21 protein-coding genes are annotated in these 19,750 nt (G+C 44.7%); 18 read left to right on the forward strand and 3 right to left on the reverse strand.

The window, feature by feature from the left end; translation table 11 throughout:
• Nucleotides 1-90 precede the first annotated feature (90 nt).
• Nucleotides 91-894 carry a phosphotransferase family protein gene (locus BTA30_RS11685; RefSeq protein WP_076761409.1) on the forward strand — a complete coding sequence of 268 codons (804 nt, stop codon included), beginning with the start codon at nucleotides 91-93 and terminating at the stop codon, nucleotides 892-894.
• On the opposite strand, the gene BTA30_RS11690 is transcribed toward BTA30_RS11685, so the two are convergent.
• Nucleotides 889-1,167 (reverse strand): YtzH-like family protein, encoded by a 279-nt coding sequence (locus BTA30_RS11690; protein ID WP_076761410.1) that lies wholly within the window; start codon nucleotides 1,165-1,167, stop codon nucleotides 889-891. The two genes, BTA30_RS11685 and BTA30_RS11690, sit on opposite strands and share 6 nt — an antisense overlap.
• Before the next feature lie 179 nt (nucleotides 1,168-1,346).
• On the opposite strand from BTA30_RS11690, the gene trmB reads away from it, so the two are divergent.
• From trmB to BTA30_RS11705, 3 genes are all read left to right on the forward strand, one after another.
• Nucleotides 1,347-1,988 (forward strand): tRNA (guanosine(46)-N7)-methyltransferase TrmB, encoded by a 642-nt coding sequence (trmB, locus tag BTA30_RS11695; RefSeq protein ID WP_076761411.1) that lies wholly within the window; start codon nucleotides 1,347-1,349, stop codon nucleotides 1,986-1,988.
• Nucleotides 1,989-2,077: 89 nt separating this feature from the next.
• Nucleotides 2,078-2,923, forward strand: a complete 846-nt coding sequence (locus tag BTA30_RS11700; protein WP_076761451.1) for a YtnP family quorum-quenching lactonase — start codon at nucleotides 2,078-2,080, stop codon at nucleotides 2,921-2,923.
• Between the two features lie 30 nt (nucleotides 2,924-2,953).
• Nucleotides 2,954-4,711 (forward strand): NAD-dependent malic enzyme, encoded by a 1,758-nt coding sequence (locus BTA30_RS11705; RefSeq protein WP_411813172.1) that lies wholly within the window; start codon nucleotides 2,954-2,956, stop codon nucleotides 4,709-4,711.
• Nucleotides 4,712-4,745: 34 nt separating this feature from the next.
• On the opposite strand, the gene BTA30_RS11710 is transcribed toward BTA30_RS11705, so the two are convergent.
• Nucleotides 4,746-5,060: a PepSY domain-containing protein gene (locus tag BTA30_RS11710; protein WP_076761413.1), complete on the reverse strand. Its 315-nt coding sequence runs from the start codon at nucleotides 5,058-5,060 to the stop codon at nucleotides 4,746-4,748.
• Nucleotides 5,061-5,198: 138 nt separating this feature from the next.
• Between BTA30_RS11710 and BTA30_RS11715 the strand changes: the two genes are divergently transcribed.
• On the forward strand, nucleotides 5,199-6,272 hold the full coding sequence (locus BTA30_RS11715; protein ID WP_076761414.1) for a M42 family metallopeptidase: 1,074 nt from the start codon (nucleotides 5,199-5,201) through the stop codon (nucleotides 6,270-6,272).
• A 37-nt stretch (nucleotides 6,273-6,309) separates the two neighbouring features.
• On the opposite strand, the gene BTA30_RS11720 is transcribed toward BTA30_RS11715, so the two are convergent.
• Nucleotides 6,310-6,756, reverse strand: coding sequence for a YtoQ family protein (locus tag BTA30_RS11720; protein WP_076761415.1), 447 nt, complete (start codon nucleotides 6,754-6,756; stop codon nucleotides 6,310-6,312).
• Between the two features lie 287 nt (nucleotides 6,757-7,043).
• Here BTA30_RS11720 and BTA30_RS11725 point away from each other — a divergent pair, with 287 nt between their 5' ends.
• The 13 genes from BTA30_RS11725 to motS all read left to right on the forward strand — a co-directional run bounded on the left by BTA30_RS11725 (nucleotide 7,044) and on the right by motS (nucleotide 19,710).
• A complete protein-coding gene (locus BTA30_RS11725; protein ID WP_076761416.1) occupies nucleotides 7,044-7,364 on the forward strand; it encodes a thioredoxin family protein in 321 nt (106 codons plus the stop codon).
• A gap of 19 nt (nucleotides 7,365-7,383) precedes the next feature.
• Nucleotides 7,384-8,190, forward strand: coding sequence for a DUF1444 domain-containing protein (locus tag BTA30_RS11730; RefSeq protein ID WP_076761417.1), 807 nt, complete (start codon nucleotides 7,384-7,386; stop codon nucleotides 8,188-8,190).
• Between the two features lie 20 nt (nucleotides 8,191-8,210).
• A complete protein-coding gene (gene ytpR, locus BTA30_RS11735) occupies nucleotides 8,211-8,816 on the forward strand; it encodes a YtpR family tRNA-binding protein (RefSeq protein ID WP_076761418.1) in 606 nt (201 codons plus the stop codon).
• Nucleotides 8,817-9,001: 185 nt separating this feature from the next.
• Entirely contained in the window at nucleotides 9,002-11,881 is a 2,880-nt protein-coding gene (locus BTA30_RS11740) for a DNA translocase FtsK (RefSeq protein WP_076761419.1), read from the forward strand.
• Nucleotides 11,882-12,145: 264 nt separating this feature from the next.
• The gene (murC, locus tag BTA30_RS11745) at nucleotides 12,146-13,444 is read left to right on the forward strand and encodes a UDP-N-acetylmuramate--L-alanine ligase (protein WP_076761420.1); all 1,299 of its coding nucleotides are present in this window, start codon (nucleotides 12,146-12,148) and stop codon (nucleotides 13,442-13,444) included.
• A gap of 166 nt (nucleotides 13,445-13,610) precedes the next feature.
• Complete coding sequence (locus BTA30_RS11750) at nucleotides 13,611-14,036, forward strand: DUF948 domain-containing protein (RefSeq protein ID WP_076761421.1); 426 nt, start codon at nucleotides 13,611-13,613, stop codon at nucleotides 14,034-14,036.
• On the forward strand, nucleotides 14,037-14,453 hold the full coding sequence (locus BTA30_RS11755; RefSeq protein ID WP_076761422.1) for a YtxH domain-containing protein: 417 nt from the start codon (nucleotides 14,037-14,039) through the stop codon (nucleotides 14,451-14,453). It begins immediately after the preceding gene.
• Between the two features lie 19 nt (nucleotides 14,454-14,472).
• Entirely contained in the window at nucleotides 14,473-14,799 is a 327-nt protein-coding gene (gene ytxJ, locus BTA30_RS11760; protein ID WP_076761423.1) for a bacillithiol system redox-active protein YtxJ, read from the forward strand.
• Nucleotides 14,800-14,951: 152 nt separating this feature from the next.
• Complete coding sequence (locus BTA30_RS11765) at nucleotides 14,952-15,485, forward strand: hypothetical protein (RefSeq protein WP_076761424.1); 534 nt, start codon at nucleotides 14,952-14,954, stop codon at nucleotides 15,483-15,485.
• Between the two features lie 221 nt (nucleotides 15,486-15,706).
• Complete coding sequence (locus tag BTA30_RS11770; protein WP_076761425.1) at nucleotides 15,707-16,783, forward strand: bifunctional 3-deoxy-7-phosphoheptulonate synthase/chorismate mutase; 1,077 nt, start codon at nucleotides 15,707-15,709, stop codon at nucleotides 16,781-16,783.
• Between the two features lie 320 nt (nucleotides 16,784-17,103).
• The gene (gene ccpA, locus BTA30_RS11775) at nucleotides 17,104-18,108 is read left to right on the forward strand and encodes a catabolite control protein A (protein WP_076761426.1); all 1,005 of its coding nucleotides are present in this window, start codon (nucleotides 17,104-17,106) and stop codon (nucleotides 18,106-18,108) included.
• A gap of 92 nt (nucleotides 18,109-18,200) precedes the next feature.
• Nucleotides 18,201-19,019, forward strand: a complete 819-nt coding sequence (motP, locus tag BTA30_RS11780) for a flagellar motor protein MotP (protein WP_076761427.1) — start codon at nucleotides 18,201-18,203, stop codon at nucleotides 19,017-19,019.
• Nucleotides 19,009-19,710 (forward strand): flagellar motor protein MotS, encoded by a 702-nt coding sequence (gene motS, locus BTA30_RS11785; protein WP_076761428.1) that lies wholly within the window; start codon nucleotides 19,009-19,011, stop codon nucleotides 19,708-19,710. Before motP ends, motS begins: the two co-directional genes overlap by 11 nt.
• Nucleotides 19,711-19,750 lie beyond the last annotated feature (40 nt).

Consider the following 19,750-nt stretch of genomic DNA (forward strand, 5'->3'; position numbering starts at 1 on the left):
AAGAGACGATCAATACAGGCAGTTTGCTTCCAGGTTGCGGGAGCAAGTGCTTTTAAAATCTTTTAATGAAATGATGGGTTGAAAATCGATATGAACTGGTTGGGACAATTACTAGGTAGCGAATGGGAGATTTCCCCCGCAGGAGGAGCTACAGGAGACGCATATTATGCAGAACATAATGGGCAGCAGCTTTTTTTAAAGCGGAACAGCTCTCCATTTTTGGCTGTCCTGTCCGCGGAAGGAATTGTTCCTAAGCTCGTTTGGACAAAACGAATGGAAAACGGGGATGTGATTACAGCACAGCACTGGCTCAAGGGCAGAGAGCTGAAACCGAAGGATATGAACAGCCAGGCGGTGGCTGAGATGCTTCGGAAAATCCACAACTCCAAAGAGCTTTTAGATATGCTGAAAAGACTTGGAAAACAGCCTTTTCAGCCAAGCTCTTTGATCACTCAATTGAAGCAATTTATCCAAGCCCGGCAATATCCAATTCCGCAGCTGGATCAAGCGCTTTTTTATCTGGAACATCATCTTGAAGATGTACAGTCCGGGGAAAAGGTCGTATGCCACTGCGATGTCAATCATAATAATTGGCTTCTTACAGATCAGAACCAGCTTTATTTAATCGATTGGGATGGAGCGATGATTGCAGACCCCGCGATTGACTTGGGGCCGCTTCTTTACCATTATGTCGAGGAGCGGGAATGGGAAAGCTGGCTTAAACGCTACGGCGCTTCCTTAACAGACAACCTAAGGTTAAGGATGGCGTGGTACGTATTGGCCGAAACAGCTATGACAACTCTTTGGCAGAAAGCGAAAGAAAATCAAGAAGGCTTTCACCAGGGACTTGAACAGCTGAATATGCTGATAAAGCGTCTCGCCAAATCCTTATGAAAATGAGTCTATGTCTTCTACCCATTGAGTAAGACGGTCTTGATGCTCAAGGATGTGATCGCTGATCGAAGCGGACGATCTGCCTCTCTGGCTGTACAGATAAATGTCTTCCAGCACGCCTTTTAGGTTGCCATCAAGATTCGTATTCGCCATTAAAGACTTAATAATCCGCTCCACCTGTTCGCATTCGGCAACAGTTCCGGAGCAGTCTGCTTGGTGATCTGAGAGAATGTCTTTTAATAGATGAATTTGATTTTCTTGACTTAATCCCATAATATTGGCACTTCCCTTCATTCTCAGGTATATCGATTAAAATGTTCAGAAAGCTGTATTTTATACATGAAGGACCTGAAGGCGAGCTTCGGGTCCTTTTTGCTTTTGAAGAGCTCTTGCGGGACTCCCGCTTTTCATGGTATGTTGTTAGACGATATAATAGATAGAGGTGTAAGTACATGCGAATGCGTCACAAGCCTTGGGCGGATGATTACCTGGCTGAAAATTCCCATATCGTGATTAGCGAACCGTCCCAATATAAAGGGAAATGGCATTCCGTTTTTGGAAATGACAACCCGATCCATATCGAAGTAGGAACCGGAAAGGGTCAGTTTATCTCGGGAATGGCCCAGCAAAATCCGGATGTGAACTATATCGGCATTGAATTATTCAAAAGTGTCATCGTAACGGCGGTTGAGAAAGTTAAACAAACAGAAGCCCCAAATGTAAAGCTGTTAAACATCAATGCCAATGTGCTTTCAGATGTTTTTGCAGACGGAGAAATCGGGCGCGTCTATTTGAACTTTTCTGATCCATGGCCTAAAAAGCGCCATGAAAAGCGCCGTTTGACAAATCAGGCCTTTTTGAAAAAGTATGAAAAGGTTCTCGGCGGCAAGGGAGCGATTCATTTTAAAACGGATAACCGCGGCTTATTTGAATACTCTCTGACAAGCTTCTCTGAATACGGTCTCGTTTTGGCTTTCGTCAGCCTTGACCTGCATCAGAGCGGCTTTGAAGGAAACGTCATGACCGAATATGAAGAAAAATTTGCCGCTAAAGGCCAGCCGATCTACAGAGTTGAAGCTGAATGGAGATCATAAAAAACAGACATCTGCTTGTCTGTTTTTTTTATGCGCTAAAAGCTGAACCTGTTTGGCTTTTTTGCTACGATAAGATGGGAGGGATCATAATGGAAACTTTAAACATTGGAGATATCAAGCTGACATGGCTAAACGGCGGTGTTACCCATATGGACGGAGGAGCCATGTTTGGCGTCGTCCCGAAGCCGCTTTGGTCAAAAAAGTATCATGTGAATGATAAAAATCAGATTGAGCTTAGAACAGACCCCATTCTTGTACAAAAGGACGGAGCCTATCTGTTAATCGATTCAGGAATCGGCCGGGGAAAAATGACGGACAAACAAAAACGAAACTACGGTGTGACAGAGGAATCATCAATTGATGATTCTTTAACATCACTGGGGCTTTCAGCGGCGGATATCGATGCCGTTCTCATGACACACCTTCATTTTGACCATGCCTGCGGTTTGACGCGCTATGAGGGAGATCATCTTGTCTCCGTTTTTCCGAATGCCTCTATTTACACGTCTTCTATAGAATGGGCAGAAATGAAAAATCCGAATATCCGCTCCAAAAATACATACTGGAAAGAAAACTGGGAAGCGGTTCAGCATCAAGTGAAAACCTTTGAGCAAAAACTTGAGGTTATGGATGGTATCACAATGCATCATACTGGCGGACACAGCGACGGCCACTCTGTCATCGTGCTCGAAGATTCTGGTGAAACGGCTCTTCATATGGCAGATATTATGCCGACGCATGCCCATCGGAATCCTTTGTGGGTTCTCGCCTATGATGATTATCCGATGACATCGATTGCCGCCAAACAAACATGGCAGCATAAAGCAGCCGAAAAAAACGCATGGTACATTTTTTATCATGACGCAGTTTACAGAGCTTTAAAATGGGATGGAAACGGCGATATTATAGAATCCGTAAAAAGAGAAAGACGATAACCGGAAGCCTTCGAGAAAGTGCTTTTGTGAATGGTTTGCCTGATTGTTAACCATGCTATAGATAATGAACATTCGAAAGGGAGACGACAGGTGAGCCAGAAAAAGCTGAATGAGCAAGTAATCGAAATACATTTAAGAGGATTTGAAGTTCTTTCGACGCCCCTTCTCAACAAAGGGGTGGCATTTCCTGCTGAAGAAAGGAAAGCCCTTGGTTTAACAGGGCTTCTGCCGCCAAAGGTGCTGACATTGGAGGAGCAGGCGAAGCGGGCCTATCAGCAGTTCCGCTCACAGCCTGATGATTTAAGCAAAAATGTCTATTTGACAGCACTTCATGATCGAAATGAAGTGTTGTTTTACAGGCTGTTGAATGATCATATGACAGAGATGCTGCCAATTGTTTATACGCCGACTGTCGGAACCGCGATTCAGCAATACAGCCATGAATACAGAAAACCGCGGGGCTTGTTTTTATCTGTGAATGATCCTGAAGGGATGAAAACGGCTTTTGAAAACTTAGCGGCAAAGAGGAGCGAGATTGATTTAATCGTTGCTACTGATGCCGAGGGGATTCTCGGCATCGGGGACTGGGGTGTCGGAGGCATTGCCATTTCCATCGGAAAGCTTGCTGTGTACACGGCGGCAGCCGGTATTGATCCAAACAAAGTTCTGCCTGTGGTGATCGATGCTGGGACGAATCAGGAAAGGCTGCTCAACGACCCTCTTTATGTCGGAAACCAGCATTCAAGAATCAGGGGCGAGCGCTATGAATCGTTTATTGATCAGTATGTTCAGATCGCGACCAAGACCTTCCCGGGGGTTTTGCTGCACTGGGAGGATTTTGGCACACAAAACGCCCGCCAGATTTTAAAAAAATATAAAGAAAAGGTATGTACATTTAACGATGATATACAAGGGACAGGCGCAGTGACGCTTGCCGCGGTGCTGGCCGCTGTGAAAATATCGAAAGTGCCGCTGAAAGAGCATAAAGTCGTGATATTTGGAGCGGGTACGGCCGGAATCGGCAATGCCGAGCAAATTCGCGCCGCTTTCTTAAAAGAAGGCATGTCAGAAGAAGAATCATACCGCCGTTTTTGGTGTGTCGACAGGAATGGTTTGCTGACGGATGATATGACCGATCTGCAAGACCTTCAAAAGCCGTATGCGAGGCCTGCCGGCGAAGTGAAGGAATTTGAACGAAACGGCCCGGGGGAGACGATCGATTTGGCTGAGGTTGTCAAGAAAGTCCATCCTACCATTTTGATCGGCACCTCGACCGTTTCAGGCGCATTCACTGAAGAAATCGTGAAAGAAATGGCGGCTCATGTTAAAAGGCCGGCGATATTTCCGATGTCAAACCCGACGCCATTGTCTGAGGCAAAGCCAGCGGACCTGATCAAATGGACGGAAGGAAGAGCGCTTGTAGCCACTGGAAGTCCGTTTGACCCTGTAGAGTATAACGGTACGGATTATATCATCGGCCAGGCGAACAATGCGTTTGTATTTCCTGGACTTGGGCTTGGAACCCTCGTATCAAAAGCAAGACTGATCACTGACAATATGTTTTTTGCAAGCGCTGAAGCAATAGCAAATATGGTTGATACCGGCCGGCCGGGGGCTTCACTTCTTCCGCAGGTTGAGGAATTGCGGACTGTTTCTGCTACTGTTGCAGCAGCCGTCATCAAAGCTGCCGTTCAGGACGGCGTGGCCGAAGCGGAACTGGAAGATGTCATTCAGGCGGTGCAGGACGCTATGTGGTATCCAGTCTACCGGCCGATTCGCCCCATATAAAAAGATGCGGCATGTTCAAGCCGCATCTTTTACATTACGCCGCTGTGTCAATCACATCAACGATCATACCTGTTTTTGCGTCAACCATGACTTCATATTGCTCAAGCTCTCCAAAAGCGGAACGGGTAATGCCTGTTTTATAAACCGTTACGGTTTCGCCATTGACGGTATATGACTCTGGAACGGTATATATCCATGAGCCGTCAATCGGCCCTCTCTGCTTAAAAGCCGATTTGACGATGCGGAGAGCTTTTTCTGAAGAAATATAAGGTGTCATGACATATTGTTTAACAACAACGGCTGCGGCGATGCCGATTCCGGCCCCCAGAAGAAAATGGCGCAATTTCATAATATACAGCACCTCCAAAGCTTCTTTTTTTTATTATACAGAACATGTCCATTAATGTTAAGGATCGGCTCTCTTCTGGAAACATGCTGCACACTTATGTAAAATGTGAACTAGATACATAAGAAATGAGGGAAACTGATGAATCAGGAAACGAAAACGCTTTTTCAGACGCTGACAGAGCTACCCGGAGCTCCTGGAAATGAACATCTTGTCCGTGCTTTCATGAAAAAGGAGCTTCAAAAATATGCTGACGAGTTGATTCAGGACAGACTCGGAAGTGTGTTTGGCGTAAAAAACGGCCGGGAAGGCAGCCCGAAAATAATGGTGGCGGGTCATATGGATGAAGTAGGGTTTATGGTTACATCCATCACAGACAACGGCATGCTCCGGTTCCAAACGCTTGGCGGATGGTGGAGCCAGGTTCTCTTGGCACAGCGGGTGGAAATTCATACTGAAAACGGGCCGATACCCGGGGTTGTCGCAAGCACGCCTCCGCATTTGTTAACAGATGAACAGCGGAAGCGCCCGATGGACATTAAAAACATGATGATCGATATCGGTGCAGATGACAGGGAAGATGCCGAAAAAATCGGCGTCAAACCGGGTCAGCAAATCGTGCCGATCTGTCCGTTTACCCCGATGGCGAATGAAAAGAAAATCATGGCGAAAGCTTGGGATAATCGCTATGGCTGCGGGCTGAGCATCGAACTCCTGAAAGAACTGCAAGGTACAGAACTCCCGAATACGCTGTATTCCGGTGCGACCGTACAGGAAGAAGTCGGCACAAGAGGCGCTCAGACTGCGGCCAATATGATTCAGCCGGATCTGTTTTTTGCGCTTGATGCAAGCCCTGCAAATGATGCGAGCGGGGACAAAAATCAATTTGGCCAGCTCGGAAAAGGGGTGCTGCTGAGGATTTTCGACCGGACGATGGTGACACACAGTGAAATGAGGAATTTTGTGCTGGACACCGCTGAATCCAACGACATTCCTTACCAATACTTTGTTTCCCCGGGCGGAACCGATGCCGGAAGGGTTCATATTTCCAACCAAGGAATCCCTTCAGCCGTGATCGGAATCTGTTCAAGATATATCCACACATCGGCCTCAATCATTCATGTTGATGATTACCAGGCGGCAAAAGAGCTGCTCATTAAGCTTGTGAAAGATTGTGACAGCTCCCTGGTCAAATCGATTTTGCAAAACGGCTGAACAAGAAGAACCTGTGCGGTTTGCACAGGTTCTTCTTTTATTGGCTTTCAAATACGTATGATAGTGATTTGATCGCCTGGTTCACGGTTTCAACTGTGATATTCGCTTTGTTCGACAATTCTTTCAATGGATGGTGGAGAGACTCGGGGCGGATGATGATCAGCGGTTTTCCTTTTGCTATAGCGTAAGAAGCATCCATAGCTGTATTCCATTGTTTATATTTTTCTCCGAAAAGCGCGATCACCACATCTGCTTTGTTCATTAAAACGGAAGTTCTGAAATTGTTTAGATCTGATGCTGCATCGTCTTTTGCAATCGAATCGGGCTGTTTTCCCATAATTTCTTCACCGATATTGTCGGAACGGTCATGGTTTTCCATAGGCCCTACAAATGTAATCGGCAGTTTAAGAGATTTCGCCTTTTCTTTCACTTCTTCGCGCCAGTTGCTATGTATTTCTCCGGCAAGATAAATGACAAATTCCATACATCCTCCTCCTGACTTTCATAGGATCGAGACGCGCGCCTGAACGTTAGACGCGACGCCTTAACGAATATTCTTACCCTTTCATTCACCATGTTAAACGAGAATGGCTTGATAAAGCAAAAAAATTATGCTAATGATATGAAGGAGGTTTTAAGGCAAGGTTGTCCCTGCGCAAAACGGGTATGATACATAAAGATACGTTCATATACTGCAAAAGTCTGGCTATAGAGCCGCTTGTCTGGTATGATCCGAGTGGATGATCAGAATATATATTGGAGGCGTTGATTTTGAAAACAATCGAATCTCATGAAGAATTGAAAAAAGCTATAAATGATGATTTGTCACTTTTGATGTTTTCGGCTGACTGGTGTCCTGACTGCCGTTTTGTAGAGCCGTTTTTGCCAGAGCTTGAAGCAAACTATCCGGAGTTTACATTCTGCTATGTTGACCGCGATAAATTTATCGATACATGCGCCGAGTGGAACATTTTCGGAATTCCAAGTTTTCTCGCATTTAAAAACGGAAACGAAATCAACCGCTTTGTCAGCAAAGACCGAAAAACGAAAGAGGAAATCGAGCAGTTTTTGACAGATTCGCTGAAAAAGTAGCAGAAAGGAGAGTTCCTCTATGAAAATGACGTCAAGGAAACTTTCCGATATTTTAAAAAAACGTTTGCAAAATGACAGCTGGTCTTTTCATTTCGACAGAGAAAAAGATACGTTGAGGATCGAAGACAAAAATACGGAAAAAGGCATTACACTCGAGCTGCCGGGCATTATCGCGAAATGGGAGCAGAGAAAAGAAGAAGCCATCGACGAAGTTGTCTATTATACAAAAGAAGCGCTCAATGCGATGAAAGGCCAATCACAGGAAATGGAGGGACGGGAAAGCCTGATTTATCCCGTTATTCGCTCGACATCATTTCCGCAGAAGTCGAGCGCAGGCATCCCGCTGATTTTCGATGACCATACGGCTGAGACGAGGATTTATTATGCCCTTGATCTCGGCAATACGTATCGGCTGATTGACGAGAAAATGCTTGAGAAAGAAGGCTGGTCAAAGGAAAGAATCAGGGAAACGGCTTCCTTTAACCTCCGCTCGCTTCGCACGGTTGTCAAAGAAGATGTTGTCGCAGACAATCATTTTTACTTTTTTAGAGCCAACGATGGCTATGATGCCAGCCGTGTTTTAAATGAATCTATTCTCGCGGAGTATGAAAAAAATGCGCAGGGAGCGCTTGCGGTTTCAGTCCCTCATCAAGATGTGCTCATTATAGCCGATATCCGCAATAATGCCGGGTACGATATTCTCGGGCAAATGTCGATGAGCTTTTTTGCAAACGGTACGGTGCCGATTACGGCGCTCTCCTTTTTATATGAGGAAGGAAAGCTCGAACCGATTTTTATACTGGCTAAAAACCGCCCTAAAAAGTAACGGCAGAAAGGAATTTTTTGATGAATGTATTTTATAACAAAGAAGGAGTAGGCGATACGCTTTTGATCGCCCTTCATGACATTGCCCGTGAAGACATCGCATTTGAGAGCCATGGAGATGTCGTCAAAATTTTTCATAAAGAAACGAAGGAAACTTCAGGCTACAACATTTTTAATGCATCATCCTATATGAACATCGCGGAAAGCGGTTCAATCGCCCTTTCTGAGAGCTTTGTTCAGGATGTAAACGAAATTTTGGTCCGCAACGGGCTGAAAGACGAGCTGACAGTCGATCTGTCTCCGAAATTTGTCATCGGATCTGTCGAAGAAAAAGAGAAACATCCGAATGCCGATAAATTGAGCGTCTGCAAAGTGAACGTAGGCAGCGAGACACTCCAGATCGTCTGCGGAGCGCCGAATGTCGAGGCAGGGCAGAAAGTCGTCGTAGCAAAAGTCGGAGCCGTCATGCCAAGCGGCATGATCATCAAAGATGCGGAACTCAGGGGAGTGGCATCAAGCGGAATGATTTGCTCTGCAAAAGAACTGAACCTTCCTGATGCACCGAGGGAAAAAGGAATTTTCGTGCTTGATGAAAGCCATGAGGTCGGGGAAGCATTTACATTTTAAAACGGCATAAAATGAACAAAACTTTCGAATACATGTAAAAAGAAAGCCGCTGGGTAGACAAACTTGGCGGTTTTTCTATTCGGCGGGCGGACAGGGGTGACCTTGTTCTTTTCTGGCGGGTGAAGCAATGGTATACTAAAAATCGTCCCCGAAAAATTTAAGGGAGAGTTAGAGAGTGATGATTCATGAGCTGGTTTAATAAAATGTTCAGCCTGTTTCTAGGCGATGATGAAAATAGTGAAAAACAGACGAAACAGACAGATGAGTCGGTGTCAGCTTCGTCTTTTGAAGAAAATGAAGAACTGCCGCAAATTTCGGATGCAAAAGTCGTATATGAATACCCAAAAGGCAAATTCCGTTTTCCTGTGATACCTGATCATAAGTCCCAGCAAAGGGAAAAAAGCGAAGGACGCCAAGCAAGGAGCCGACGCTCCGACAGCCATCCTTCAGGTTATCAGCCAACATCCGGTTTTTCAAACGAAGAGGTCAAAAAATCGGCGAAAAAGCCTTTTAGACCGTCTGTCATACCTTCACCGGTTTACGGTTTTAACGAACAAAAAAAGGTCAGGCCAAACGATTTGCCAAAAAACGAACCATACAGCGGCAAGAAACAAAAAGAAGCACACGTAACGCTTTTTACTGAAGAAATTAAAAAAGAACAGGACCTCACCGAAAAAAAGCCGCCGTCGGCCTATCAAGACACGGCACTTTTCGGAACGAATAAAAAAACTGAAGAAACTGAACAACATTTCCAGACAGAAGAAGTCGAAAAAGCCGAGCGCTTTTCCGAGACAAAGAAGGCTGCTCAGCAGGACAGTGGCCAGGAAGATGCAGCAACGGGAGCGCTGAACGATGATAAAGAAACTCATCAGCTGGCAGAAGAAGCGCCTGTTCAGCAGGAAATAGCCGCAGCGGGGCCGCTGAACAGTACAGAAAAAGCCGCAGAATCCGCCCATTCGCCGGCAGAGGCAGAAGAAATGGAAGAAGAACTCGCTCAGCAGGATCATTTCCAGCAGGGAGCAGCTGCTGAAATGCCGATCGGTATGAAAGGCAACGAGATCGGTCAGCCGAGGGCTGAAGAAGCAGAAAAAGAGCCTGTTCAAGAGGAGCAGGAAGAGGCGCCCCCAGAAAAACTCAGCTGCGCTGCAGAAGCTGAAGAAATCGATCAGCTGCCGGCAGAAGGCATTGAGAAGAGCCAAAGCTTCTTCGAGGAAACACAGTCATCCGCATATCAATCTTCAGACATCGCAGTTCAAGAAGAGCCGTCTGCTGAATCAATCGGTGCACCTGAGAAAAGTGAAGCTGCAATGTCTTCCCGGCCGGAGGCGCTTTTAGAAGGTGAAGAGGCATCAGCAGAAGATAAAATGCCTGAGGAACCTGGGCAAAGCGAGTCCGAATCTGCCAATAGGCAGAATGACGAGGAAGTCCAGCAGCATGATAAAGTAAAGGCTGATCAAATAGACAGCGGCCATCACGGTCAGCAGTCAGAGGCCGGTCAAGCAAATGACAAAGCGGATGAAGCTCCGGCAGCTTCATTGAAACAAAAAACAAAAGCTGCACCAAAAACGCAACAGGGCTCTGTTCCGTTTAATGTGATGATGTTCTCGTCAGATAAACAAAAAGAAAAGGTATCTCTAGGATACCAGTTTCCTAATATGTCCCTGCTTGATATACCGCCGGCCCAAAAGCAGGATGATCATGCATGGATAAACGAGCAGCGGGAGCTCTTGGATGTGACGCTTGAAAACTTTAATGTTAAAGCAAATGTCGTTCATGTTACACAAGGGCCTTCTGTGACGAGATTTGAAGTGCACCCTGAGCCCGGTGTGAAAGTCAATAAAATCACAAACTTATCGGATGATATTAAACTCAGCTTATCAGCGAAAGACATCCGCATCGAGGCGCCGATTCCCGGAAAGAATACAATCGGAATCGAAGTTCCAAATTTACATAGCAAAATGGTTTATTTGCGCGAAATGATTCGAAGCCCGGAATTCAGAACGAATCCGTCGCCTTTGACGGCGGCTCTCGGTCTTGATATTTCCGGAAAGCCTGTCGTGGCAGACCTGAAAAAAATGCCTCACGGGCTGATCGCGGGCGCTACCGGATCAGGAAAAAGCGTATGTATCAACACGATTTTAGTCAGCCTGCTGTTTAAAGCGGCGCCTTCAGAAGTGAAGCTTCTGCTCATCGACCCTAAAATGGTGGAGCTTGCTCCGTATAATGAAATTCCGCACCTTGTCAGCCCTGTCATTACAGACGCTAAAGCGGCTACGGCTGCTTTGAAATGGGTGGTCGAAGAAATGGAGCGGCGCTATGAATTATTTGCTCATTCCGGCGTTCGGGAAATCGAGCGTTTCAATGAAAAGGTTCATGAAAAGAATATGGGCGAAAAACTTCCATACCTTGTCGTGGTGATTGATGAACTTGCCGATTTAATGATGGTTGCTCCGAACGAAGTGGAGGAAAGCATCTGCCGAATCGCCCAAAAGGCCAGAGCATGCGGCATCCACCTTTTAATTGCGACGCAGCGGCCGTCTGTTGACGTCATCACCGGCTTGATTAAAGCCAATATTCCGACCAGAATCGCGTTTTCCGTTTCAAGCGGTGTCGATTCACGAACGATTATCGATATGGCGGGAGCAGAAAAGCTTCTTGGAAAAGGAGACATGCTCCTCTTGGAGAATGGATCAGGCAAACCGGTCCGACTTCAGGGAAACTTTGTATCCGATCATGAGATTGACCGGGTCGTCTCACACGTCAGACAGCAGCAGAAGCCATCCTATTTATTTGAACAAGAAGAGCTGGTCAGACAGAATCCGGCTGGATTTGATCAGGACGAACTGTTTCTTGAAGCATGCGAATTTACCGTTGAACAGAACAGCGCCAGCACCTCCAGCCTGCAGCGCCGTTTCCGCATCGGCTATAACAGAGCTGCCAGATTGATCGATATGATGGAAAGAGAAGGCATGATATCGGAGGCAAAAGGTAGCAAGCCGAGAGAAGTGCTGATGACAAAGGCCGATCTGGAACAGCTGATAGAAAGTAGTTCACTTTTCAGCTAAACATGGTATGATAGCTGATGGGCGTGTTTTTTTGAAGCGCCGCATATTAAAGCGCCGCCCGCGGCGTTTTAATCCGTTTTTAAGAGGATTGCCGAAGGATTCAAAAAATCCTTCATCGAAAAGGTTTATTCACTCTTAAAAATGCCTGATACTGAATATAGTTAACACTTAGAAGAGAAAATTGATGCGGCCGGGCTTTAGGTTGCAAATTGAAATAAGCGTCATATACTGGAAAGCAGATAGACGTTTGTTGGAGGTACAATTATGACTGTTTATCATTTTGTAGGAATAAAAGGGACAGGTATGAGTCCGCTTGCCCAAATTCTCCATGATAATGGATATACTGTCCAAGGATCGGATATCGAAAAGTACATTTTTACACAGACTGCATTAGAAGAAAGAAAAATTCCTATCTATCCTTTTGATCCCGAAAACATTAAGCCGGGAATGACAGTTATTGCAGGGAACGCCTTTCCTGATACTCATCCCGAAATTGAAAAAGCGCGTGCCGAAGGCCTGCCTGTCGTGCGCTATCATAAATTTCTCGGGGACTACCTGAAAAAGTTTACAAGCATTGCCGTTACAGGGGCGCATGGCAAAACTTCAACAACAGGGCTTTTATCCCATGTGATCCAAAAAGCGAAACCGACTTCTTTTTTAATCGGAGACGGTACGGGTAAAGGCTGCGAAAACAGCGAATATTTCGTCCTTGAAGCCTGTGAATACAGGAGGCATTTTCTAAGCTATCAGCCGGATTATGCCATCATGACAAATATTGATTTTGACCACCCTGACTATTTCGCAAATATTGACGATGTATTTGATGCGTTTCAAACGATGGCTCTTCAGGTAAACAAAGGGATCATCGCTTGCGGAGACGACGAGTATTTGATGAAAATCCATGCAAATGTTCCGGTCGTTTACTACGGGTTTGCGGAGGAAAACGATTTTCAGGCGAGAAACGTCATCAAAAACACGGAAGGCACAACCTTTGATGTTTTCGTCCGCAATACCTTCTACGATACATTCTATATACCAGCTTACGGAAGCCATAACGTTTTGAATGCATTATCTGTCATCGCGCTTTGCCATTACGAGCAAGTGGATGTCGACATTATTAAAGAAGGGCTTAAAACCTTTGGCGGTGTAAAGCGGAGATTTAATGAAAAAATCATCGGAAACCAAGTTCTGATTGACGATTACGCCCATCATCCGACAGAAATCACGGTGACGATCGAAGCTGCAAGACAAAAGTATCCCGACAGGGACATTGTCGCGGTATTTCAGCCGCATACTTTTACCCGGACACAATCTTTCATGAATGAATTTGCCGAAAGCTTGAAGAAAGCCGATTACGTATATCTTTGCGATATATTCGGATCAGCCCGTGAAAACGCAGGAAAGCTGACGATCACTGATCTGCAGGAAAGAATCGGGCAGGCGAAGCTGATTGATGAAAATGATACATCCATTTTAAAAGAACATGAAAATGGCGTTTTGATTTTCATGGGTGCAGGAGATATTCAAAAGTATTTAAGAGCATATGAAAATGTATTAGCATAACATACAAAAGGCAGTGTGAGTCAATCCGCTGCTTTTTTGTACATATCGAGGCAGACAATCGGTTAAAGGATTTTATCTAAATGTGTAGAAAAAATATATAAAGAGGTTTACAATTTGATCAATTGGGTATACATCAATTATAAGCCCATAGCTTGAGGAGGATTAGATGATTATTATTCTTTATTTAAGCGCCGCACTCATTGCCGTTGCTTTTCTTATTTTAGTTATTTATTTATCAAAGACATTAAAATCCCTTCAAATGACGCTGAATAATGTCGCATCGACCTTAGAAGGGCTTGAAGGACAGATGAAGGGTATTACGGATGAAACAACAGAGCTCCTACATAAAACAAATCGTCTCGCGGATGATATTCAGCAAAAATCTTTGAAATTGAATACGGTTGTTGACGCTGTTCAAGAAGTCGGAACTTCCGTCCGGCAGTTTAACAGTTCAATTCAGCAGGTGTCTGACTCTGTCGCATCAGCAACAGAGCAAAACCGTGAAAAAATTTCTCAAGTTGTCAGCTGGAGCAATGCAGCTTTAGAAATTTGGAATAAATGGAAACGAAAGAAGATGAAGGAGGAATTATAAATGAGTAAAGATGGAATGAATACGAAAGATTTTCTCGTCGGTACATTTGTTGGAGGAATCATCGGGGCAGCGGCAGCTTTGTTTCTGGCGCCGAAATCAGGAAAGGAGCTTCGCGATGATATCGGAAACCAGGCCGTTGTTCTGAAAGACAAAACAGGCAAGCTGACAAATGAAGCGAGAGAAAAAGGCTCGGAATATGTCAGCATCGCAAAGGAAAAAACATCTTCTATTTCACAGCTTGTAGCTGATCAATCATCTCAGCTCATGGATAAAGTCAAAGATTTGCGAAGCAAAGGTGCCGAAAAAGCTGATGAGATGAAGGCAGAAGCATCCTCTGCAATCGAAGAAACAGCCGAGGATGCCAAAAACGAAATCGAGAATGAAGCAAGGGAAACAGCAGATACGGCCCAGAAATAAATGCGGAAAGGGAGATATCATGTCAAAGCAGCTCATTCAAACAGAGGATGAATTTAAACGGCTTGTAGAACAGAATGATACGTTTATCTTTTTGAAACACAGTATTACATGCCCGATCAGCAGGCGCGCTTTTGATGAATTTGAAGCATTCGCCAATCAGCATGAAGACTATCCCACATATTATTTACAGGTGCAGGAAAGCCGTCCGTTATCAAACTATATAGCTGAACATTACGGGATTAAGCATGAAAGCCCTCAAGCCATCATTTTCACAAACGGCAAAGTAAAATGGCATGCCTCCCATTCACAGATTACCGCACAGACTCTTGCAGAAAACAGCAAATAGGCATTAATGAAAAAAGACCAATTCGCATCAACGTATTGGTCTTTTTTTTTGATCTTGAGGCTTTTACCTACTGGAAATGCCTTTTTACGAAAATGCATCGTTTGAACCATCGTTCTGCGATATAATAAAGCAAGCAAGCGGGAGGTGATGTGATGAGCAACGAATTAAAGGACATGCTTCAATCCGTTCTAAAGGAAGAACTCAATCCGATCAATCAGCGCCTGGATGGAATAGATAAGCGTTTAGGCAAAATGGATGAGCGCTTCAATGAAGTGGACGAGCGTTTCAACGCAGTGGACGAGCGCTTCAATGAAGTGGACGAGCGTTTCAACGCAGTGGACGAGCGCTTCAATGAAGTGGACGAACGTTTCAACGCAGTGGATGAGCGCTTCAATGAAGTGGACGAGCGTTTCAACGCAGTGGATGAGCGCTTCAATGAAGTGGACGAGCGTTTCAGCGCAATGGATGAGCGCTTCAATGAAGTGGACAAGCGGCTTGACCGCCTTGAAGCAGATGTAAAAGACGTGAAAAAAGGACAGGAACAGCTCCAAAAAAACATCATCGAAAGCATGGGGCAATTTACAGATAACATAACTGAATATGTCGATGATAAGACCGCAGCTTTGAATCAGCGGGTATATACCGTAGAAACCGAGATACAGCGGCTTTACAGACAATCAAGTTAAAGAATCAATACATGATTCTTTTTTTTTCTTTTTTTGAAGATCCGCGATAAATACCTACACAGCAAGGGATCAATCGCATATTATACTTTATCGCTTAAAAGCGTTTGGGTAATAAAGAATTTTTTCGTGACATTTTATCAAACATTGTTTATAATTAACCCTAATCAATTGAATCATTTATTATCTCATACAGGATGAAGCCAAAAGAAAGGATGAATAATATGAGCAATACTGAACTGGATATGCTGAGGCAGCAGGCGAATGAATTAAACTTGCAGATTTTAAAGCTGATTAATGAAAGAGGAAGAATTGTCCAAGAGATTGGAAAAGCGAAGGAAGCCCAAGGGATCAATCGCTATGATCCGGTCAGAGAAAGAACGATGCTGAACAACATTATTGAAAATAATGATGGTCCGTTTGAAAACTCCACAATTCAGCATATTTTCAAAGAGATTTTTAAAGCGGGGCTTGAACTGCAGGAAGATGATCACAGCAAGGCGCTCCTTGTTTCGCGCAAGAAAAAGCCTGAAAATACAATTGTTGATCTAAAAGGCGAAAAAATCGGTGATGGTGAACAAAGGTTCATCGTCGGTCCATGTGCGGTTGAAAGCTACGACCAAGTTGCCGAAGTGGCAGCAGCGGCTAAAAAACAAGGCTTGAAACTGCTTCGCGGCGGAGCCTTCAAACCGCGTACAAGCCCTTATGATTTCCAGGGGCTTGGTGTCGAAGGCTTAAAAATCTTAAAACGTGTTGCTGATGAGTATGATCTGGCTGTCATCAGTGAAATCGTCAATCCACAGCATATTGAAGAAGCGATTGACTACATCGATGTCATCCAAATCGGAGCCCGCAACATGCAAAACTTCGAGCTGTTAAAAGCGGCTGGTTCCGTGAAAAAGCCTGTCCTTTTAAAACGCGGGCTTGCTGCTACATTGAAGGAATTCATCAATGCGGCGGAGTACATCATGTCACAAGGAAACGATCAAATCATCCTTTGCGAGCGCGGGATCAGAACGTACGAAACAGCGACGAGAAATACTTTGGATATTTCAGCTGTACCGATTCTTAAACAGGAGACGCATCTTCCGGTATTCGTGGATGTCACTCATTCAACAGGACGTCGCGACCTCTTGCTCCCTACGGCAAAAGCAGCGCTTGCGATCGGAGCTGACGGCGTAATGGCCGAAGTTCATCCTGATCCATCTGTCGCGCTTTCCGACTCTGCACAGCAAATGGATATTCCGACATTTGAAAAGTGGCTGAATGAGCTGAAGCCGCTGGTTCAGGTCAAAGCATAATTTATCAAATCCATTTTGGACCGCTCTCGACAAGCGGTCCTTTTTTGTATTTGAAAATTGTCGAAAAAAATTCTTATTTTTAATTAAGAAGTTGTTTTTTCCTATTTAAATTAATTATAAAAATAAAGGGAACGTTTTCATATTAGGTAAAACCGTGTATAATTTCAGAAGAGAACCTTTTGCTTTGAACAATTATGAAAAATAATGTAAACTGGTCTTCCGTTTATTTTACATAAAGTATGACATTTTGACATTTCTCTACATGAAAATGTTTATGCTATAGAATAAGAAAAGTGTACCCAGTTGAAGGAGTGGTAAAAATGAGTAATGTGACAATATATGATGTGGCACGAGAAGCAAATGTAAGTATGGCGACAGTTTCACGAGTGGTCAACGGAAATCCGAATGTAAAGCCGACGACGAGAAAAAAGGTGCTTGAAGCCATCGAACGTCTCGGGTATCGTCCAAACGCTGTGGCCAGAGGCCTGGCAAGCAAAAAAACGACAACTGTCGGCGTGATAATCCCTGATATTTCCAGTATCTTTTATTCAGAGCTGGCCAGAGGAATTGAAGATATTGCTACGATGTACAAATACAACATTATTTTGAGCAACTCTGATCAAAATATGGACAAAGAACTGCATCTCCTCAATACGATGCTCGGAAAGCAAGTCGACGGAATCGTATTTATGAGCGGAAATGTAACGGAAGACCATGTTGAAGAATTTAAACGTTCACCTGTACCGATTGTGCTTGCGGCGTCTGTTGAAGAAAAAGGAGAAACGCCTTCCGTTGCAATCGATTATGAGCAGGCCATTTATGATGCAGCGAGCATGCTGATCGAAAAAGGCCATAAACGGCTGGCGTTTGTAGCCGGCCCGCTGATTGAGCCGATCAATAAAGTCAAGAAGCTTCAGGGCTTCAAAAGAGCGCTCAAGGATCATGGCCTCGAATTTAAAGAAGAGTATGTTGCAGAAGGCGACTATACGTACGATTCCGGGATGGAAGCGCTGGAGGCGCTCATGAAGCTTGATGAAAAACCGACGGCTGTCCTTTCTGCCACAGATGAAATGGCGCTTGGAATCGTTCATGCCGCACAGGACAAAGGACTATCAATTCCGGAAGCCCTTGAGGTCATCGGATTTGACAATACAAGACTTTCACTAATGGTTCGTCCGCAGCTCTCGACAGTCGTTCAGCCGACATATGACATCGGTGCCGTGGCTATGAGACTTCTGACAAAGCTGATGAACAAGGAAGAAGTCGAAGAGCACATTGTCCAGCTGCCGCATCGAATTGAATTAAGACAATCTACAAAATCCTAAAAAAACAAAATTAAACAAGAAAGAAAGCAAGTGTTCACAAGTTTTCGTGAATGCCTTGCTTTCTTTTCCTTGAGCTGGAGAGAATGTAAAAAATGAAACGATTTGATTATCTTACACCGGTCGGTTTTATTTTAGGTATTTTCATTTTAGTGATCGGCGTGGTCTCAGGAGCGGGTCTTTCCGGTTTTTATTCATTTATTGATTTAACGTCCTTTTTTATCGTGACAGGCGGATTATGCGCGGCTGTATTTGTCAGTTTTTCTCCGAAAGATTTAAAAAAAGCGCCATCTGTGCTGAAGCAGGTATTTGTTTCGGAAGATGATGATGTGCGGGATTTGGTTAAAACCTTTGTGACGCTTTCTGAGCAGGCGCGCAAACAGGGCATCTTATCCTTGGACGCAGATGTGAATGAAATGAAGGACCCCTTTTTAAAAAAAGGGCTTCTTTTGGCCATCGACGGCTGGGATGAGGAGACGATCCGCAATGTGATGAACGCGGAAATCGCTGCGATGGAAGAAAGGCACAGAAAGGGAAGAAGAGTCTTTGAAAAAGCTGGGGAGTTTGCACCTGCATGGGGAATGATCGGAACCCTCGTCGGACTTGTGATGATGCTTAAAAATCTGAACAAACCTGAAACGCTCGGTCCGAACATGGCCATCGCCCTTTTGACGACGCTCTATGGCTCACTTCTATCCAACATGCTGTTTATTCCAATCGCTGCAAAGCTTGAAGAAAAGACGGAAAATGAAATCTTTAAGAAGCAGGTGATGATAGAAGGAATCATCGGCATTCAGTCAGGAAGAAATCCGCGCAACCTTGAAAGCCAGCTCGTCGTATTCGGCTCCAAAGAAGAATGGAAAAAAAAGCATGCGGAAAACATGAAGCAAAAAGGACCGGCTCATGAAGCTTAGGCATGAAAGAAGAAAGCGCGAATCCGGCCGCAAATCGTCCAACTGGATCATCACGTTTTCGGATTTGATTACGCTGATTCTTGTGTTCTTTATTTTACTGTTTTCAATGTCGCAAATCGATTTAAATAAATTTAAAGCGGCGGTAGGTTCGTTTCAGGACAGAGCCGATGGGGAGTCCGCGACCGAACAAACAGACCGGGGCCGTGATCAGCATGCGAAAAAAGCGGCTGACAGTCAGGATGATTTATTAAAGAAGATCAATGACTATATTGAAAAAAATCAGCTCTCAGGCCTTATCACGGCTAAACGTGATGAACGCGGCGTCATCCTTGTGCTTCAAGAAGCGGTCCTCTTTGATTCGGGAAAAGCGGATATTAAGGATCAGGCTTACCCGCTTTTGCATAAAATCGCCGTACTGCTGAAAACGGTGTCCAATCCTATCAATGTTGAGGGGCATACAGACAACCGTCCGATTTCCACGTACCGCTTTCCTTCCAACTGGGAGCTATCTGCAGCAAGGGCGAGCACTGTGATCGGATATTTTACAGAAAAAGAAAAACTCGACTCTTCCCGCTTTCTCGCTGTCGGGTACGCCGATACAAAACCGGTCAGGGACAATCGCACTGAAAGCCATATGAAGGAAAACAGGCGCGTCGAAATCGTGATCAGCAAACTGAATACAAAGAAATAAAGGTCTTGCCGCGGGCAAGGCCTTTTTTCACGCCAATTCA

It is taken from the genome of Bacillus swezeyi (assembly GCF_001969815.1).
GTDB classification, from domain to species: Bacteria; Bacillota; Bacilli; order Bacillales; family Bacillaceae; genus Bacillus; species Bacillus swezeyi.

Excerpts from the sequence above, each read along its gene's own strand:
- BTA30_RS11685 (WP_076761409.1), top strand. The coding sequence starts at position 91 with ATGAACTGGTTGGGACAATTACTAGGTAGCGAATGGGAGATTTCCCCC.
- BTA30_RS11690 (WP_076761410.1), bottom strand. The coding sequence starts at position 1,167 with ATGGGATTAAGTCAAGAAAATCAAATTCATCTATTAAAAGACATTCTC.
- trmB (WP_076761411.1), top strand. The coding sequence starts at position 1,347 with ATGCGAATGCGTCACAAGCCTTGGGCGGATGATTACCTGGCTGAAAAT.
- BTA30_RS11700 (WP_076761451.1), top strand. The coding sequence starts at position 2,078 with ATGGAAACTTTAAACATTGGAGATATCAAGCTGACATGGCTAAACGGC.
- BTA30_RS11705 (WP_411813172.1), top strand. The coding sequence starts at position 2,954 with ATGGTTTGCCTGATTGTTAACCATGCTATAGATAATGAACATTCGAAA.
- BTA30_RS11710 (WP_076761413.1), bottom strand. The coding sequence starts at position 5,060 with ATGAAATTGCGCCATTTTCTTCTGGGGGCCGGAATCGGCATCGCCGCA.
- BTA30_RS11715 (WP_076761414.1), top strand. The coding sequence starts at position 5,199 with ATGAATCAGGAAACGAAAACGCTTTTTCAGACGCTGACAGAGCTACCC.
- BTA30_RS11720 (WP_076761415.1), bottom strand. The coding sequence starts at position 6,756 with ATGGAATTTGTCATTTATCTTGCCGGAGAAATACATAGCAACTGGCGC.
- BTA30_RS11730 (WP_076761417.1), top strand. The coding sequence starts at position 7,384 with ATGAAAATGACGTCAAGGAAACTTTCCGATATTTTAAAAAAACGTTTG.
- ytpR (WP_076761418.1), top strand. The coding sequence starts at position 8,211 with ATGAATGTATTTTATAACAAAGAAGGAGTAGGCGATACGCTTTTGATC.
- BTA30_RS11740 (WP_076761419.1), top strand. The coding sequence starts at position 9,002 with ATGAGCTGGTTTAATAAAATGTTCAGCCTGTTTCTAGGCGATGATGAA.
- murC (WP_076761420.1), top strand. The coding sequence starts at position 12,146 with ATGACTGTTTATCATTTTGTAGGAATAAAAGGGACAGGTATGAGTCCG.
- BTA30_RS11750 (WP_076761421.1), top strand. The coding sequence starts at position 13,611 with ATGATTATTATTCTTTATTTAAGCGCCGCACTCATTGCCGTTGCTTTT.
- BTA30_RS11755 (WP_076761422.1), top strand. The coding sequence starts at position 14,037 with ATGAGTAAAGATGGAATGAATACGAAAGATTTTCTCGTCGGTACATTT.
- ytxJ (WP_076761423.1), top strand. The coding sequence starts at position 14,473 with ATGTCAAAGCAGCTCATTCAAACAGAGGATGAATTTAAACGGCTTGTA.
- BTA30_RS11765 (WP_076761424.1), top strand. The coding sequence starts at position 14,952 with ATGAGCAACGAATTAAAGGACATGCTTCAATCCGTTCTAAAGGAAGAA.
- BTA30_RS11770 (WP_076761425.1), top strand. The coding sequence starts at position 15,707 with ATGAGCAATACTGAACTGGATATGCTGAGGCAGCAGGCGAATGAATTA.
- ccpA (WP_076761426.1), top strand. The coding sequence starts at position 17,104 with ATGAGTAATGTGACAATATATGATGTGGCACGAGAAGCAAATGTAAGT.
- motP (WP_076761427.1), top strand. The coding sequence starts at position 18,201 with ATGAAACGATTTGATTATCTTACACCGGTCGGTTTTATTTTAGGTATT.
- motS (WP_076761428.1), top strand. The coding sequence starts at position 19,009 with ATGAAGCTTAGGCATGAAAGAAGAAAGCGCGAATCCGGCCGCAAATCG.